The organism is Pseudomonas sp. AIG (assembly GCF_977020205.1).
Window position 1 is genome coordinate 23528 of record NZ_CDROCK010000031.1, and the last position, 15230, is coordinate 38757.

Here is a 15230-nt window from a genome sequence, read left to right on the forward strand (position 1 = left end):
CGCTGTTGGAAGGTGGCGGCAGTCGATTTGCGGTTTTTAGCGAGTCAACCTTCCCTGACAATGAACAACGTCGAATGGTCAGCGGATAGCTGCTGAACGCCGCCGATCAGGTAGATGATTTCGGTGCGGCTCAGATCGCGCTCAAGACGTTGTTGCTGCTCTGCGCTGAGTCGCGACTGGAAGTCGGGATCGCGAAACTCCGAGCCCGGCGCCGTGGTACGCGGCACCTGGTTGGCGACAATGGGCGGCAGCTTCAGCACGAAGACAGCAGCAACGCCGGGGCGATGAAAGATCAACGCACCTTCTCTGAGCTGACGTGAGGTCGGATTGATGGTGTAGCCGTTGCGCTGCAGGACTGTCTTGAATAATTCGCGCATGGCGCCAGCCGTGGGGGCTGCGGCATAAGCGGCCCACTCCTGTGCGAAGTGTGTCGAATCAAGGTCCAGGCGCTGTAGCAGGCTGGAGTCGGCGGAAGGCAGGGTAAGCAATCCTCCCCGTGCCAGACCACCGGCCGGCGGAGGCAATACCGGCAGCATGACCAAAGGGTCTGACAGTGGGTGCAAGAGTGCCTGGTGACTTTCCCGATCCAGCCAATGGCGGAAGGTCAGTGCCATCACTGAAAGACCTTGTGCATTCACACCCTGAGGTAACGCGACACGATCGAACAACGCTCTGGCGAGGTTGCTGGCCGACTGCGCCGACAGATAGCTGAACGCGGTGGCAACGTATTGGGTGACAGACATTTCGAACGGTGGATGATTGTCCAGAACCCTCCATTGGCCATCGCGTTTGAGTGCCCATTTCGGCTGGCGCGAAGGTTCGTTGCGCAACATGTTTTCGAAAGCGTCAAAGCGCTCCGGAGCAAATCCAGGGTGTTGCAAGTACACAAGACCGGTATCGGGTTGAATACTTTGCGGGACGATCGAATAGTGCTTGCCGTCGATTTCTATCGATTCGCCGGACTCTGGCCTTGCAGCTTTTCCCCAGTTCTTCCATTGGCCCGCGGAAAGGTCCAGTGCGCTGGACTGTTGAGACAAAAGATTGCTGGCCAGCGTGCTTGCGTCTGCCAGGGCGCTGCGTTCGTCGGGTAACGGGGCATGCCTGCTGGGTCCTGCGATCACCTCTACTGTTGCGGGGGACGGCGTTTGCGGGCGTGGTTGCGGCGTCTCGACTTCACGCCAGAGCATTGTCCCGGGGATTTGTTCAACGCTTGCCCCCGTAGGGCTCGCTTCCCCGGCATGGGTCTGTCGCCAGCCGTCTGCGGTTTTGCTCACCATGACAAATCCGCCCGGCATTTCGACGTAGGCCTTCTTGCGCTTGTCGTATCGCAAACCTTCCTCGGTGCCTGCCTGTAACTTGAGCTGGTTTGCCGATTCGGGGTTGATAAAGACCGGGTGCGAGACGCTTTCATCCCTCGACGTGCCAGCTTGTGCAAAGGGTTCGGTATCGATCGAGTGCCGCCTCACCCACTCGGCCGTGCGCGATACGCTCGCTTGCGCCAGTGCTTCTCGGTTTTGCGCATGACTGATGATGACCGTGGAACGTTGGGAAGCAGTCGGCGGCAAAACTTGCGACAAAGATGAAGCCAGCGGATTTGCCGTTGTCGTGTCCGGGTCGAAATGCACCGTTTCAACGTGTGGACTGGGCACCGAATCCGGCGATGCCTGAGGCGGTTGCGGTGAAGCCTGACGCGGGATTTTCTTGGGGGGCTTTGCCATTGATTTGCTCCGATGAAGTGCTGATAAGTCAAAGGACCAGGAAATCGTGCCGCACACCGATCAGTCGTTGTGCGGCACCGAGGTTGTCTGGCCCATCGGCTTCAAAGGCGTGATGTTCGGCAAAAAAACGTCGTTGGGTGCGGTACATATGTATTGCACCGCTAGTCGAAGGCGACAAGCTGTTGCACGGTGTTTAAAGGCGCCAGCACCGGTCAATTGACGATGAGCGTCACAACGGGGCTTAACGCTCTCTGAGCATGAACACCGAATCCGGTTCGGACTGCACTTTGAGCACTCCACCGATCAACCAGACCACCTTGTTCCTGGCTTGCGCGCTCATCAACGCCAGAAACGCGTCCTTGCCGATACGGTCTGGCAGACCGGGCTCAACCAGCTCATTGCCCGAGGCATGAGTCAGGCCGACATGTTCGACCGAGCCCAGTTTCAAAAAAAACACTTGATCATGATTGTCGCGCTTGAACACCAGGGTAGGTTTGCGATGCTCGTGCGTCAGCGGATAAAGATCGTACCCAGCGCGAATCAGCAGGGCGCCGAGCAGTCGTCTGAGGTTCAGATCGGTCGGGTAGGTTTTGTAGTGCTTCCACTCGAGGGAAAAACGCTGCGGATCGAAGATGAGTCGTTGCAGATTGCCCTCTGTCTGAGCAGGCAAGGGGATGATTTTTTTGCCTTGTAGATCGATGGATGGCGCGATCGTGAGCATGTTCAGCGGGTCGGCGTAAACCGGCGTGGCAGGAAACGGTTTTTGCTTCCATTGATGCAGGACAGCTTGAATTTGTATCAGTCCGGTCCCTGTTATAACCGGTGAGTGGTCCGAGACTTCAAACAGTTTTCTCGCCACCGCGCGCGCGGTGAAATCGGAAAAATCCGGAAAGGCCTCGGCAACGGAACGGGTCAGGGGCTTTTCGAAAAACCGTTTGCCGGGGCGTATTTCTCCCGGGTCACTGCCGATGCGAAACGTGGCGACTGGCTGCAGTGAAGGGGCGGTCTGCAGCATGTTTTCGAATGCATCGAAGCGGCTTGGCGCAAAGTCCGGATGTTGCACAAAGAAGAGTTTGGGAGCAGGGTTGGAACCGACGGGCACGATGGGGTAGTGGAGCCAGCCGAGCTGGATAGAATCCTCTGCAGGCTTGTTCAATTGGCCCCACGACAGCCAGAAGAACGGTGTTGGCTCCGCTGTAGCCAGTGTTGCGTCGTTCGATTGCAGCAGTGTCGTGGACTCGTCAAGCCTTGGTCGCTTGCTCGGGCCGGGGGTGACGTCGTCGGGCTCGGCGGTGGGGCGCGTACGCTCCGTGACGGCGGGTTCGCCAAGTGTGTTGGCCGCTGTTTTTTGCCGCCAGAGCAGGCTGCCGGGAATGTGTTCGAAAAATACATCGGGTGAGAGGCTGGTCGTCGCGAAGGCTTGCTGGTACTCGCCGTTCTGGTTTCTGCGCACCATGACCGTGCCGTCGGCCGTATCGATAAAGGTTTGCTTGAGTTTGTTGTAACGTATTGCGCCGGTTGCCAGGTCTGCTTTGGTCAGCGTGCTCGCGTCACTGGACGAAAGGTAGACCGGTGTTCGCGGCACTGCAGGTGTACCGCGCGCGCTCTGCCGGGGCTGCCAGTCGGGGTGCTCGATCCGCCAACTCGCTTCGCCCCCGACCCTTGTCACCACCGGGCCGGGTATGCCGGGCGAGAAGGTCAGAGGGACGTAATAGTTGCCGTGCAGATCCTGCTCGACGATGAATCGGCCTTCGTTACCGATCTGCGCGTAGGTGAGTTGATCCGGCCCGATGAACAGTCCGGTGTTTTCTCCGATCGGCGTCAGTTCGTTCAGGCGAGTCTCGGGCCAGGCGGTGACACGCTGTGCGGCGCTGTAGGTCGTGCCACTGCTGCCGGGCATTTCGCTGACGATGATTGCAGGTTGGCGCGGAACGGGCTCGGTGGCAGTGCCAAGTGCGGAAGATGACGTTGTTGAGTCGACGCGTGAGGCGTCAGGCGTATTGCCGATAAAGCGGTAACCCGGATTCGATTGCTCGGCTCTGGTGGTCACGGTGGTATCGGCTGCGGCGGTCACAGACACTTTTTTGGGCGGTTTGGCCATTGGAAGTTACTCATGGGGAGAAGTTCGAGCGCATGGAAGCGTCTCGCCGTGTTTCAGGCGTACGGGTCTACATCCCGGCGTATCCGGGATGTAGAGGTGATGGAGAAGTTGGTTATTTCAACTTCGAAGTGCGCAAATCGTTCCTGATGTGTGCAGCGTCAGGCGGGGGGCACATTGATCAAGGGGCGGGGCGTAAAGATGTATTGGTCTTGATGGCTGCATCGGTTGATCACCCGCAATTGCGAATACTCAACGCGGGATTTATCGTTGCGCAGAATCCAGCCGTGCGCGGCAAAGCTGTAGCTCACCGGATCATGGGCATTGTCGATCATGGTGATATTCCTGACCTTCAACGTTTTGTCTGTCATTGAGGACAAGGCTTCCGGCAAGGTTTTGGCCGCGTCGGGTTCTTCGAAATAGCGTGCATCAAGGCCGTCCAGGTAAATCCGGTCGAAGGACAGGTCGACGGTATGTACGACACCTTTTTCGGTAATGACGCGCACCTGATCAATCAGGTCTTCGCTTTCGTAAACCGGCAAATGGATGATGCAGGTACCGATGTACAGTTGGTTGTTCTCCAGGGTGATCGCGACCTTGCCCAAGCCAGTGGCGTCGAGCTCCCAGGTTGAAGAATAGGGCAGTCGGACGAGGGCGTTGGCCAAAGCGCCCGGAGTAGAGATCTTGAATGTCATATCGGCGACAAGATGGATCAGGTAGGTCGCACCTGCACCTTCCAGACTTTCCATGGCGGTTTGCCCCGGCAAGGACGTGAGCATCGCGCATCCGTTTTTGCTGCCGAGTTCGTGCGCCTCATTTGTCGGCAGTTCATAAGGAAACTCGGCTGTTCGAGGCTTCAATGGCAAGTTGATACGGGTTGTCCATTGCTTGAACGAATAAGTGGGGTAGTTGCCGTCGGCAGGGGGCACATCCGTCTCTGGTGTCAGTCCGGCATTCATGGCAACACCATCGTTGAATACCAGAACGTATTTGTGATGGGTACGAATGGCCATGGTCCGCAGGATTTTTATAATGTTTTGCGGGTCGTTTCCTCCCCGTGCGCCGGCAAAGTATTTTAGCGTCAGTGTCTTCTCTGCGAAGTGGTAGGTGAGATCACACCCGGCGAACAGTTCCTGATTTTTTTCCCCTTGCCGTGCAATGAAATGAGCTTCGGCTTTTGTCAGTTCAGTGCTGGCGTAATCCAGATAAAGCGTGGTCACGGCGTTGGCACGTTCGACTGAATAGAATTGGATGTTTTGACCTGATCGCGGAAGGAAGTAACGTACATCCTGCTGATGCCTGATCCAGCAATCCGCCGCATAGAGAATGGTTGCCTTTGCCGGTTGGCCTTTTTTTACAGGAATGGGTCTGATGAGCAGGTCTTCATCGTTGGTTATTTTTTCGGGAAGAACTGGTTTGAATATATAACCGTCGAGGGTAAGAAACGTCAGTTGGCTGTTTTTGAGTTGCCGTGCCTCTGCGTTCTGTACATAAACGTCATGTAGAGTCAGCACGCTCTTGGGCCAATCATTAAAGTAAAAGCGGGAAGTGATGATCAAGTCGTTGTTCTTGATGATCCAGCTTTCAATCAGCTCCTCGCGCCATTTCAATACGATAATGCTAGCCTGGGCTCCGTCTTCATGAATGGATGTATGGCCTTCGTAGTGGGCGATGAAGTACTCATCGACACCGGCCTCCCCCGATGCAGTTGCACCCGGGTGCAGCAGGTGAATCTGATCGTCGCCTGCCCCCGCATTGATCCTGTCTTTGCCGCGCGAATTGATGAGGTTGTTGGCATCGTTGCCTGTTACGACACTCGAAGCACCGCTTAGGGTTTCAGTATTTTCGATTCCTTCCAGAAAACTGTGAAAGGCGTATTTTTCGCCGTTGTCGGCAGCAGGGTCAGCAGTGATTGTTTGCAGGGTCTGCGCCAACAGGTCGATGTCATATCCCGCTTTGTTCTTGCTGTGGCGGTGGTAATAGCCATCGAGTGCCAGCGTGTCGTTGCCAGCACCGCCCCGCAACGTCGAAAACTCCGACACAGGGACGCCATCGCGAAGAAGAGCGCCGGCATTTTCGAACACGAACCGGTCGTCTTTTTCACCGCCGCTCAGCTCTTTCTTCCCTGAGCGAAAATGAAAGGTGTTGGGCTTTTTCTCCACGCCCTTGATCGAGTCGCGACCCTCACCGATCAACCACAGAACACCCTTGTTTTGCGCAGTAGTTCCCAACACTGCACCAGGTGTGTCCTTGGTGACGCCATCGCGCGCATCAATGACGTCGTCAGTCCCTCTTGTTTGTGGGACATTCACGGTTTTCCAACTGTCTTGCTTGGTCCACCAATTACGCGTCCAGACCTGGGTGGGTTGAAGAAACACTTCAAACTCGCCATGGACGATGGCTTCGGTGCTGTCCTTCAGTGGCCCGTCCAACAATCGTCGGGCCGTTTCCCGCAACTGGGCCGAGTGCTGAAGTCGGGTTTTGGCCGCGTTGTAGCGATCCTGAATGTCCTGGTCGATGTCCATCATGCAGAACGAGAACCAGCCGGTACGCCAACGCTCATCGAGGGTCAGTTCGATGTAATCATCGATGTCATCGACGACGCGCACAGCACCATAGACTTGTGACCCGATGGCCAGGATGGCCCCGGCCGCGAGTCCCACGGGGCCGGCGAACGAGAACCCGGCCATGGCGGCTGCGCCGAGAATGACGGTCATGGCCGCACTGGTGACGCTCAAACCGGCGCTGATGTAGTGATCCATCGCTTCCTTGCCGGTTGTATTGTCGGCGGCTCTGAAGGATCTGATTGCGGTGAAAATGTCGAATGGCAAAGTCAGAGCGCCACCGATCAAACCGCCGGAGCGGCCCAGTCTCAGGGCGAATCGGGTTTTGGCAAAGTCCCTGAAGGCGGTTTGACCGGCGGTGAGCATTTCGGTCGCGATCTTGCTGACAGTGATGTCAACCGCGATGGAGCCCAGTTCCGATGCAATACCAACGCTGTTGATGACTACTTCAGCCCTGTTGTTGGCTTTGATCGCATCGACGACACCGCGCATTCCCATGAAAATGCCGAAGCCCTGGATGCCGACACTTGAGCCAAGCGTGGAGTAGCTTTTTGTCAATTCCACCCAGCGTCGGTTGTTTTTCGGCAGATGAGCATGAGTCAGATCGAGTTTTTGTGCGGAATTTAGAAGTTTCACCAACTTGTTGCGATAGTTGCCGGTGGCAGTATCGACTTCGAGGCTTTCTCTGATCATGCCGGGGGCCGTTATCGGACGCCGGCTAGCCATTTCGAAAAGGAGCGTCGGCAACAGATAGCTGTCGCTGTCGGTAGAGACTTTTATATGGTGCTCAATATTGATTGCGCTGAATTGCAATGCGTTGGTAAATGAGCGCCTGGGGGCTCGGAAGAACGTGTTCTTGCCATTTAACGGCTGATTATCAAAGGTCGCGCCCAGGGCATCCAGAGCAACCCGTGTTATCGATACATCGCCAAATTGCAACGGGCCAAATATCGAGTCGTTGATTCTCAACTGCTCGACTTTACGTTTGATCTGCGGATCCGGGGTGTTATCAAGGTTGTTTTTTATATCCAGCGTTGAAGCAGTTGTTTCGTTTTTTTCAAGGCGCATGTCAGTGATCACGACGGGATCAATGAGTACCGATGCTTCGCTGATAAGCGTGGCCATATGAACTTCCTTGTTCTGGCGGGATGTGGTTAAACCGAAGGGGATAGTACGGGGGGATTTTGCGGGATGTACATCAGCGGGTTGTTGCGGTGTATTGCACGTCAGGCCAGTGATGTCGGGTGGGGGAATTCAATGGCTGAAACAGTGCCCATTCGTTGACTTGAGTCGTTCAAATCAGGGAATGGGCAACTGAAGACTTGTCATTCAAAGTAACGCTTCTAATGTTTCAGTGGTTACTCAAAAGCGCTGCAGCGCCGGCACCACCGAACAGCCCGGCGCTGATCCGGTTGAACCAACTCTGGCCTTTACCGCTACGCAGATAGCGCGCAGCGCCATGGGCGCCAAGGCCATAAGCCAGTTTGCACAGCAGATCCAACAGGGTCCAAGTGGTGATCATCACCAGCAACTGGGGGAGGAAGGGTTGCTCGGCACTGAGGAATTGCGGCAGAAACGCAGCAAAAAACAGGATGTCTTTCGGATTGCTCGCGCCCAGTACAAACGCGCGTCCGAACAAGGCGCGAAAGCGTGGAACGGCTGCGGCTTGTGGTACGACTGCGCCAACCGATGGCTGGCGCGACTGCTGCCAGCTTTGCCAGGCGAGGTAGAACAGGTACAGCCCGCCGACTATTTTCAGGGCACTGAACAACTGTTCGGAAGCCAGCAACAAGGCACCCAGCCCCAATGCCGAAGCGCTGAGCAAACAGATCGACGCCGTAACACCACCAAGAAACGCAGGATAGGAGCGGCGCAATCCGTAATTCAGACTGTTGCTGATCATCAGCAACGACAGTGGTCCCGGAATGAGGATCACCACCAGTGCAGCGCCGCTGAACAGCAGCCAGGTTTCCAGAATCATCGTTTCGCTCCTTTCTATTGTTATCAAGATGCACAAAAGCCCCACCCGCCAGGGTGAGGCTGTTTGAAACCTGAACCGCGTAGCGCTTACAGGAAGATGAACTTGGCGATAAAGATCGCGCAGAGCACCCACAGGCTGACGGAGATTTCCTTGTACTTGCCGGTACCGGCCTTCAACGCCACGTAGGTGATGAAGCCCAGCGCGATGCCGTCAGCGACCGAGAAGGTCAGCGGCATCATGATTGCGGTAACAATCGCCGGGATCGCATCAGTGGCTTCGTCCCACTCGATGTGGGCCATGCCGCCCATCATCAGCATTGCCACGTAGATCAGTGCACCGGCGGTGGCGTAAGCGGGAATCATGCCGGCCAGCGGTGCGAAAAACATTGCCGCTATAAATAGCACACCTACGGTGACGGCGGTAAGACCAGTCCGACCACCAGCGGCCACGCCGGCAGCACTTTCTACATAGCTTGTGACTGGAGGCACACCGACCACGGCGCCAAACACGCTGGAGGCACTGTCGGCTTTCATGGCGCGGGAGAGGTTTTCGATACGGCCGTCAGCGTTGACCAGATTGGCGCGCTGGGCCACGCCCATCAGGGTGCCGGCGGTGTCAAACATGTGCACAAAGAGGAAGGCCAGGACCACACTGATCATGCTGACGTTGAACACGCCGGCGACGTTCATCGCCATAAAGGTTGGTGCCAGACTCGGCGGGGGCGACATGATTCCTTCGTAATGCACGATGCCCAGGCCCCAACCGGCCAGGGTCACGGTGATGATGCTGATGAGGATCGCGCCGAACACTTTGTGATAGCTGAGGATCGCGATCATCAGGAAGCAGATGGCGGCGAGCAGCGGGCCAGGCTCACGCAGGGAACCGAGTTTGATCAGGGTCGCCGGGCTATCGACGACGATGCCTGCGGTTTTCAGGCCGATCAGACCAAGGAATAACCCCACGCCGGCACCCATCGCAAAGCGCAGGCTGACCGGAATACTGTTGAGCAGCCACTCACGAATCCGCGAGAAGGTCAGGATCATGAACAGCACACCGGAGACAAACACCGCACCGAGCGCGGTTTCCCAGTTGTAGCCCATGGTGCCGACCACGGTGTAGGTGAAAAACGCGTTGAGGCCCATGCCCGGCGCCAGACCGACCGGCCAGTTGGCGTACAGACCCATCAACAGGCAGCCCAACGCCGCGGCGATACAGGTGGCGACGAAGGCTGCACCGTGGTCAATCCCGGCATCGGCCATGATGTTCGGGTTGACGAAGATGATGTAAGCCATGGTGATGAAGGTTGTCAGACCGGCAATCAGCTCGGTCTTCACCGTGGTGCCGTGCAAGCTGAGTTTAAACAGACGTTCCAGCAGACCACTGCGTAATGGTGGCGAGAGGTCCAGCGTCGATGCTTCGGATTTGCGGCTTTCCACAGCGAGTACTCCTCAAGAGTTTTATTGTTATTTCCAGGGCCGGACCCATGAGGGGTGGCAGCGGCCCTTTGAGGCATACGCGAATTTGTTGACCATGCGGTCAGGAACTCGCACGCTGTGGATTATGCTTTTGTGTACAAATAAAGCAAATATTGTTTTTGGTTTTGTTTACGAAAGTTCCGTCGATAGGGATATATCGCCTGTGCCGGCCCTTCAATCGAGAGCCGTCTGACTTTTGCCCAATGCCAGATTCACCGCCAACCAGCCATTCACCGCCGCCTCCCCAGCTTCGGCAAACACCCGCTCCAGCAGCTTCACCTGCTCACGCCGCAGGGCCTGCTCAAACTTCGCGCCTTCCGCCGTCAACTCCAGCAGCCGCTTACGCTTGTCAGCTTGCGACGCCACGCTGTCGACCAGGTGCATCTCCTGCAACTGCCGCAACGGCATGTTCAACGCCTGCTTGCTCACCCCGAGCAATCCCAGCAATTCCTTCACACTCAAATTCGGGTAACGCGCGATGAAAAATACAATGCGCTGATGCACTCGAGAGAGGCCGCGGCGTTCCAGCATTTCGTCAGCCTTGGCGGTGAACGCCTGATAGCCAAAGAAAAACGCTTCCATGGCCTGTTGTTGGCTTGCAGGGTTTTTAAGGTCAAGCATATTGACGTACTCACTCAAGCTGTCGTAGTTTCAGTCAACCAGTTTGACTCATTTTTCACACGCCTCGCTATCGGTGACTTCCATGGCTTTTTCCGAACGTGTCTCGCGCCTTAAAAGTTCTTTGATCCGTGAAATCCTCGCTGCCGCTCAGCGCCCTGAGGTGATGTCGTTCGCTGGCGGTTTGCCGGCCGAGGCCATGTTGCCCAAAGTCGAATGGGCTGAAATGCCGCTGTCGCTTGGTCAGTACGGCATGAGCGAAGGCGAGCCGGCGTTGCGCGAAGCGTTGGCGGCGGAGGCGAGGGCGCTTGGGCTGGAATGTCAGGCGAGTCAGGTATTGGTGGTCAGCGGTTCCCAGCAGACCCTCGATCTGGCAGCCAAGCTGTACATCGACAAGGGCACGGAAATTTTGCTGGAGGCACCGACTTATCTGGCCGCACTACAGATATTCCAGCTGTTCGGCGCCGATTGCCTGACCGTGCCGCAGGAGTCTGACGGCCCGAACCTGGCGCAGTTGCGCGAGCGTCTGAAGCAGCATCGACCGGCGTTCATCTACTTGATTCCCACATTCCAGAACCCTTCCGCCGTGCGCTACAGCGAAGAAAAGCGTGCAGCGGTAGCGGCTTTGCTCGACGAGTTTGGCGTCACGCTGATCGAAGATGAGCCTTACCGCGAACTGACTTTCGATGGCGGCAGCGCCAAGCCGATTGCCGGGCGCCTGCAGAAATCCAGCTGGATCTACACCGGCACCGTGTCGAAAACCTTGCTGCCGGGTTTGCGTGTCGGCTATCTGATCGCCAGTCCCGATCTGTTTCCGCACTTGCTCAAACTCAAGCAATCAGCGGATCTGCACACCAATCGCATCGGTCAATGGCAGGCGTTGCAGTGGATCGGTACTGAAAAGTATCAGCAGCATTTGAGTGCGTTGCGCGGCTTCTATCGACAGCGGCGGGATGCCTTTCAAGCGGTGCTGGAAACGCATTTTGCTGATCTGGCGGATTGGAACATGCCGCAGGGTGGGTTGTTTTTCTGGCTGACGCTGAAGCAGCCGCTGGATACGCGAACGTTGTTGAACGAGGCGTTGGCCAATGATGTGGCGTTTATGCCGGGCGAGCCGTTCTTTCCGGATCCGGATAAGCATCACGGGCATTTGCGCTTGAATTTCAGCCACATTGATCCGGCGCGGCTGGATGAAGGGTTGAAGCGATTGGCGGCGGTGGTGCGTCAGGCGCAGATCGATAAAGCGGCGTGAAAACAAATAAACCGGCTCAAGGGCCTGGCTCAAGGGTCGGTTTATTTTTGTCTGGAATTTGCTGTGTCTGTGCGGGCCTCTTCGCGAGCAGGCTCGCTCCCACAGTGGAAATGCATTCCAAAGGGTGGGCGCGAGCCTGCTCGCGAAGGCGTCAATCAGCCCACCACATAATCATCAGACCGCAGCGAAGCGCTTGTCCAGATAATCAATAATCACCTTGGACTCATACATCCAGGTGGTCTGGCCATTCTCTTCAATGCGCAGGCAAGGCACCTTGATACGGCCACCCTGTTCCAGCAGGGCCTGACGATCCTGCTCATTATTCTTCGCATCTTTCAGTGCTACCGGCACATTCAGACGACGCAGAGTACGGCGGGTTTTCACACAGAACGGGCAGGCGTGGAACTGATACAGCGTCAGATCCTTCGCGGCTGCATCGACCTGAGTCTGAGCAGCGGCGGGGCGTTTTTTCTTGCCCGGACGGGTGATGAAGTCGATGAAGATAACCAGTTGGCCGAGGCCGACACGAAGCGCTTTGACGAACACGTTGAAAGCCTCACGGTGCAGATTGAGAAAGGCGCGCAGCTTACCCGATTTTTCCCGGGCGAAAAAAAACCGGCGATGAATGCCGGTTTTTTTCGTGCTGCGAATTACTTGATCAGGCTGAGAAACTCGCTGCGAGTCGCGGCGTTTTCACGGAACTCACCGAGCATCACCGAGGTGATCATCGACGAATTCTGCTTTTCGACACCGCGCATCATCATGCACATGTGCTTGGCCTCGATCACCACGGCAACGCCCAGCGCGCCGGTGACTTGCTGGACGGCGTCGGCGATCTGACGGCTGAGGTTTTCCTGAATCTGCAGACGGCGGGCGTACATGTCGACGATCCGCGCGACCTTCGACAGGCCCAACACTTTGCCGCTCGGGATGTACGCAACGTGCGCCTTGCCGATGAACGGCAGCAGGTGGTGTTCACACAACGAGTACAACTCGATGTCCTTGACCAACACCATTTCGCTGTTGTCGGAGCTGAACAGGGCACCGTTGGTAACCTCTTCGAGCGTCTGTTCATAACCGCGGCAGAGGTACTGCATGGCTTTGGCGGCACGCTTTGGCGTGTCGAGCAGGCCCTCGCGGGACACGTCCTCGCCCAATTGGCCGAGAATCGCGGTGTAGTTCTGTTCCAGTGTCACAGGGGCTGATTCCATAAGGGTTTCAGAGGGGTACTGTTTCTGTCTGTACCAATTTTGTACCAATCAAGCTGTTTTCGAGCTTACCGAGTTCACCCCAGTCAGTGCTGGAATTGAGCCATCGGGCGTAAGTCGATAGCAACATCTGAACGCTATGACCGAGCTGAGTGGCAATAAACGCAGGGTTCATACCCGCCATGAGGCACATGGTAGCGTATGTGTGTCGGCAGTTGTATTGCCGGCGGGCGCGAATCCCCAATTCGATCAGCGCAGCCTGAAACGGTCACCGACACCCAGAGCGCCAGACCCGATCTCTCGCTTCAGCGATTTTATCGAGTAAAATCGCGGACCGCAGGTCATCTTTACCGTGTAAAGAGCCCGCAGAACGGCTGCGTGTCGAGGCTGAGCCTTGGCATGTGGAAGGCAACAAATGTTGAGTGAAAGGTTCATTAAAACGACGGCCCGAAAGGGCCTTTTGCATGACCGGGATGCGATTTTCGCGCCCGTTAGCCAAAGGAAAATCATGGAAAGTACAATCAATGATATGGCGTTTACCGAGCGTCGCCGCGTGCCTGTGAGAGCTCTATTAGGTGGAGTTCTATTCTTGGTTATGGCCATCCAGGGGTTCCGTATGGAGTCCAATGGAATCGCTGCGCTGCTGCTGGTGTGTTCGTTATGGTATTTGGGCATGGCGTGGCTGAATCGCAACGCGGGCTCGCAAACCTTGATGATCCTCAAGGACAAAGGCATCTGGTTTTTCAATGCTGATGGGTTAGTCCCCTACACATCGATTGAAGCCACAGAGGTCGAATCGTACAGCGGAATAGCTCAGATGCAGCTCAATACTGTACTTCATATCATTGCCGAAAAGGCTGACACCCTGCCGAACTTTAACGACAGCCGGTGGAAGATCTTTTTCAAGATGCCAAGTGCGCGTAAGGGCAAAGGCTTTCGTAAGCATCTCGTCGTGTTCAACTATGGGGGGCTGCGCGACGAGGACGGCAAAAACGTCGACTATGAGAACCTTGAAGAAGAACTTACGTACCGCATCGAAAAGGCTCACCAAGAGGAACATGAGCAGAGCAACTCAGTTTATGTGCCCTCATCGTCAGCAAACGATGCGCTATCGCCTGTCACTCATTGAATCCCGCCTATCGCGGCGGCCGCTAGCAGTGGGTGCATAGCCGACTGCCGAAAGCTGCCGTTCAGCACCGCCATTCGAACAGCTTCAGCAAAGTGAAAGCCCCGCATCGTGACTAACGATGCGGGGCTTCAGAGGGGGCGGATTATTCGTCGCGACCTTCCATCATCGTGCGTTTAAGCATTACGTAAACCGCGCCGGCACCGCCGTGTCTGGCCTGGCACGAGCAGAAACCGAGCACCTGCGCATGTTGGCGCAGCCAGGTGTTGACGTGGCTTTTGATCATTGGCCGCTTGCCGTCCAGACGCACAGCCTTGCCGTGGGTGACGCGCACGCAGCGGATTTCGAATTTGGTCGCTTCGGCAAGAAACGCCCAAAGTGTTTCCCGGGCTTTCTCGACGCTCATGCCATGCAGGTCGAGGCTGCCTTCGAACGGGATCTGGCCGACCTTGAGCTTGCGCATCTGACTTTCCTGCACGCCGTCACGCGCCCACATCAACTCGTCTTCCGGGCCGACGTCGATCACGAACTGATCGGACAGGCCATCAACGGTCGCGGTGTCGGTGCGCACGGTGGCGGACTGGCGCAGCTTGGCGATCTGCGCGCGGTCAGCCTTGGGTTTGCCGGTGTCGGCGCGGTCGTGTTTGATCGGCTTGACGCCGCGCAACTCGTTTTTGAACAGAGAAAAATCGTCGTCTTGCATGTCAGCCTCCGCGAAGGGCGGCCAGTTTACCCAAGTCGAAACAAAACGGCCCGGCAAAAAGCCAGGCCGGTGAGTCAGTCGTGTTTTTTCATCAGGTGCGGGGACATGTTCAGTTCCCGCGATTGCCGTGCGCGACGGCGGCAGCGACGCCACAAGGCGACGCCGAAATACAGAAACAGCAAACCGACCGCCAGAATGATCGCCGAGCCCATCGGCGTGGCATTCAAGTCACCGAGCGCCGGCGGGCGCCCGAGCAGGCTGGCCGCTCCAGCCATCGCCAGCAGTACACCGAACGTCGCCAGAATGGCCGCGATCGCTGCGCCGAATCGAAAACGCCAGTTGCTTTGGCCTTTGGGCCGCAAGCGGCGTGCGTCAAATCCATCGGATAACTTCATTCCGACCTTCCTCAATGGGTATCGGCCCTTCGACCGGGAGTTGACCGGGTTGTTCCTGAGGCTATGGCATTTGCGGCAAATGAGAGGATTTT

12 protein-coding genes and 1 pseudogene are annotated in these 15230 nt (G+C 56.6%); 2 read left to right on the forward strand and 11 right to left on the reverse strand.

The features are described 5' to 3' along the window. Nucleotides 1–44: 44 nt before the first annotated feature. From ACWR1S_RS18190 to ACWR1S_RS18215, 6 genes are all read right to left on the reverse strand, one after another. A complete protein-coding gene (locus ACWR1S_RS18190) occupies nt 45–1718 on the reverse strand; it encodes a hypothetical protein (protein ID WP_454564449.1) in 1674 nt (557 codons plus the stop codon). Between the two features lie 241 nt (nt 1719–1959). Further along, the gene (locus ACWR1S_RS18195; RefSeq protein ID WP_454564450.1) at nt 1960–3819 is read right to left on the reverse strand and encodes a hypothetical protein; all 1860 of its coding nucleotides are present in this window, start codon (nt 3817–3819) and stop codon (nt 1960–1962) included. A 158-nt stretch (nt 3820–3977) separates the two neighbouring features. Further along, nucleotides 3978–7505 carry a calcium-binding protein gene (locus ACWR1S_RS18200; protein ID WP_454564451.1) on the reverse strand — a complete coding sequence of 1176 codons (3528 nt, stop codon included), beginning with the start codon at nt 7503–7505 and terminating at the stop codon, nt 3978–3980. A gap of 226 nt (nt 7506–7731) precedes the next feature. Next, nucleotides 7732–8361: a LysE family translocator gene (locus ACWR1S_RS18205; RefSeq protein ID WP_454564452.1), complete on the reverse strand. Its 630-nt coding sequence runs from the start codon at nt 8359–8361 to the stop codon at nt 7732–7734. 86 nt (nt 8362–8447) lie between these two features. Further along, nucleotides 8448–9797 carry an NCS2 family permease gene (locus ACWR1S_RS18210; protein ID WP_454564453.1) on the reverse strand — a complete coding sequence of 450 codons (1350 nt, stop codon included), beginning with the start codon at nt 9795–9797 and terminating at the stop codon, nt 8448–8450. Between the two features lie 213 nt (nt 9798–10010). Beyond that, complete coding sequence (locus ACWR1S_RS18215; protein WP_454564454.1) at nt 10011–10457, reverse strand: MarR family winged helix-turn-helix transcriptional regulator; 447 nt, start codon at nt 10455–10457, stop codon at nt 10011–10013. An 82-nt stretch (nt 10458–10539) separates the two neighbouring features. On the opposite strand from ACWR1S_RS18215, the gene ACWR1S_RS18220 reads away from it, so the two are divergent. Continuing rightward, the gene (locus ACWR1S_RS18220; RefSeq protein WP_454564455.1) at nt 10540–11706 is read left to right on the forward strand and encodes an aminotransferase-like domain-containing protein; all 1167 of its coding nucleotides are present in this window, start codon (nt 10540–10542) and stop codon (nt 11704–11706) included. A 174-nt stretch (nt 11707–11880) separates the two neighbouring features. Here ACWR1S_RS18220 and ACWR1S_RS18225 read toward each other — a convergent pair whose 3' ends face one another. The 3 genes and pseudogenes from ACWR1S_RS18225 to ACWR1S_RS18235 form a co-directional block, all read right to left on the reverse strand. Continuing rightward, nucleotides 11881–12252 carry a glutathione S-transferase N-terminal domain-containing protein gene (locus ACWR1S_RS18225; protein ID WP_454564456.1) on the reverse strand — a complete coding sequence of 124 codons (372 nt, stop codon included), beginning with the start codon at nt 12250–12252 and terminating at the stop codon, nt 11881–11883. A 104-nt stretch (nt 12253–12356) separates the two neighbouring features. After that, nucleotides 12357–12902, reverse strand: coding sequence for a GTP cyclohydrolase I FolE (gene folE / locus ACWR1S_RS18230; RefSeq protein ID WP_010456659.1), 546 nt, complete (start codon nt 12900–12902; stop codon nt 12357–12359). 22 nt (nt 12903–12924) lie between these two features. Then, nucleotides 12925–13173, reverse strand: a pseudogene (locus ACWR1S_RS18235) (site-specific integrase); the annotation flags it as partial. A gap of 249 nt (nt 13174–13422) precedes the next feature. Between ACWR1S_RS18235 and ACWR1S_RS18240 the strand changes: the two are divergent. Next, nucleotides 13423–14043 carry a hypothetical protein gene (locus ACWR1S_RS18240; RefSeq protein WP_454564457.1) on the forward strand — a complete coding sequence of 207 codons (621 nt, stop codon included), beginning with the start codon at nt 13423–13425 and terminating at the stop codon, nt 14041–14043. A gap of 142 nt (nt 14044–14185) precedes the next feature. Here ACWR1S_RS18240 and ACWR1S_RS18245 read toward each other — a convergent pair whose 3' ends face one another. Beyond that, on the reverse strand, nt 14186–14743 hold the full coding sequence (locus tag ACWR1S_RS18245) for a Smr/MutS family protein (protein WP_454564458.1): 558 nt from the start codon (nt 14741–14743) through the stop codon (nt 14186–14188). Between the two features lie 74 nt (nt 14744–14817). After that, on the reverse strand, nt 14818–15138 hold the full coding sequence (locus tag ACWR1S_RS18250; RefSeq protein ID WP_007914024.1) for a hypothetical protein: 321 nt from the start codon (nt 15136–15138) through the stop codon (nt 14818–14820). Between the last annotated feature and the right edge of the window lie 92 nt (nt 15139–15230).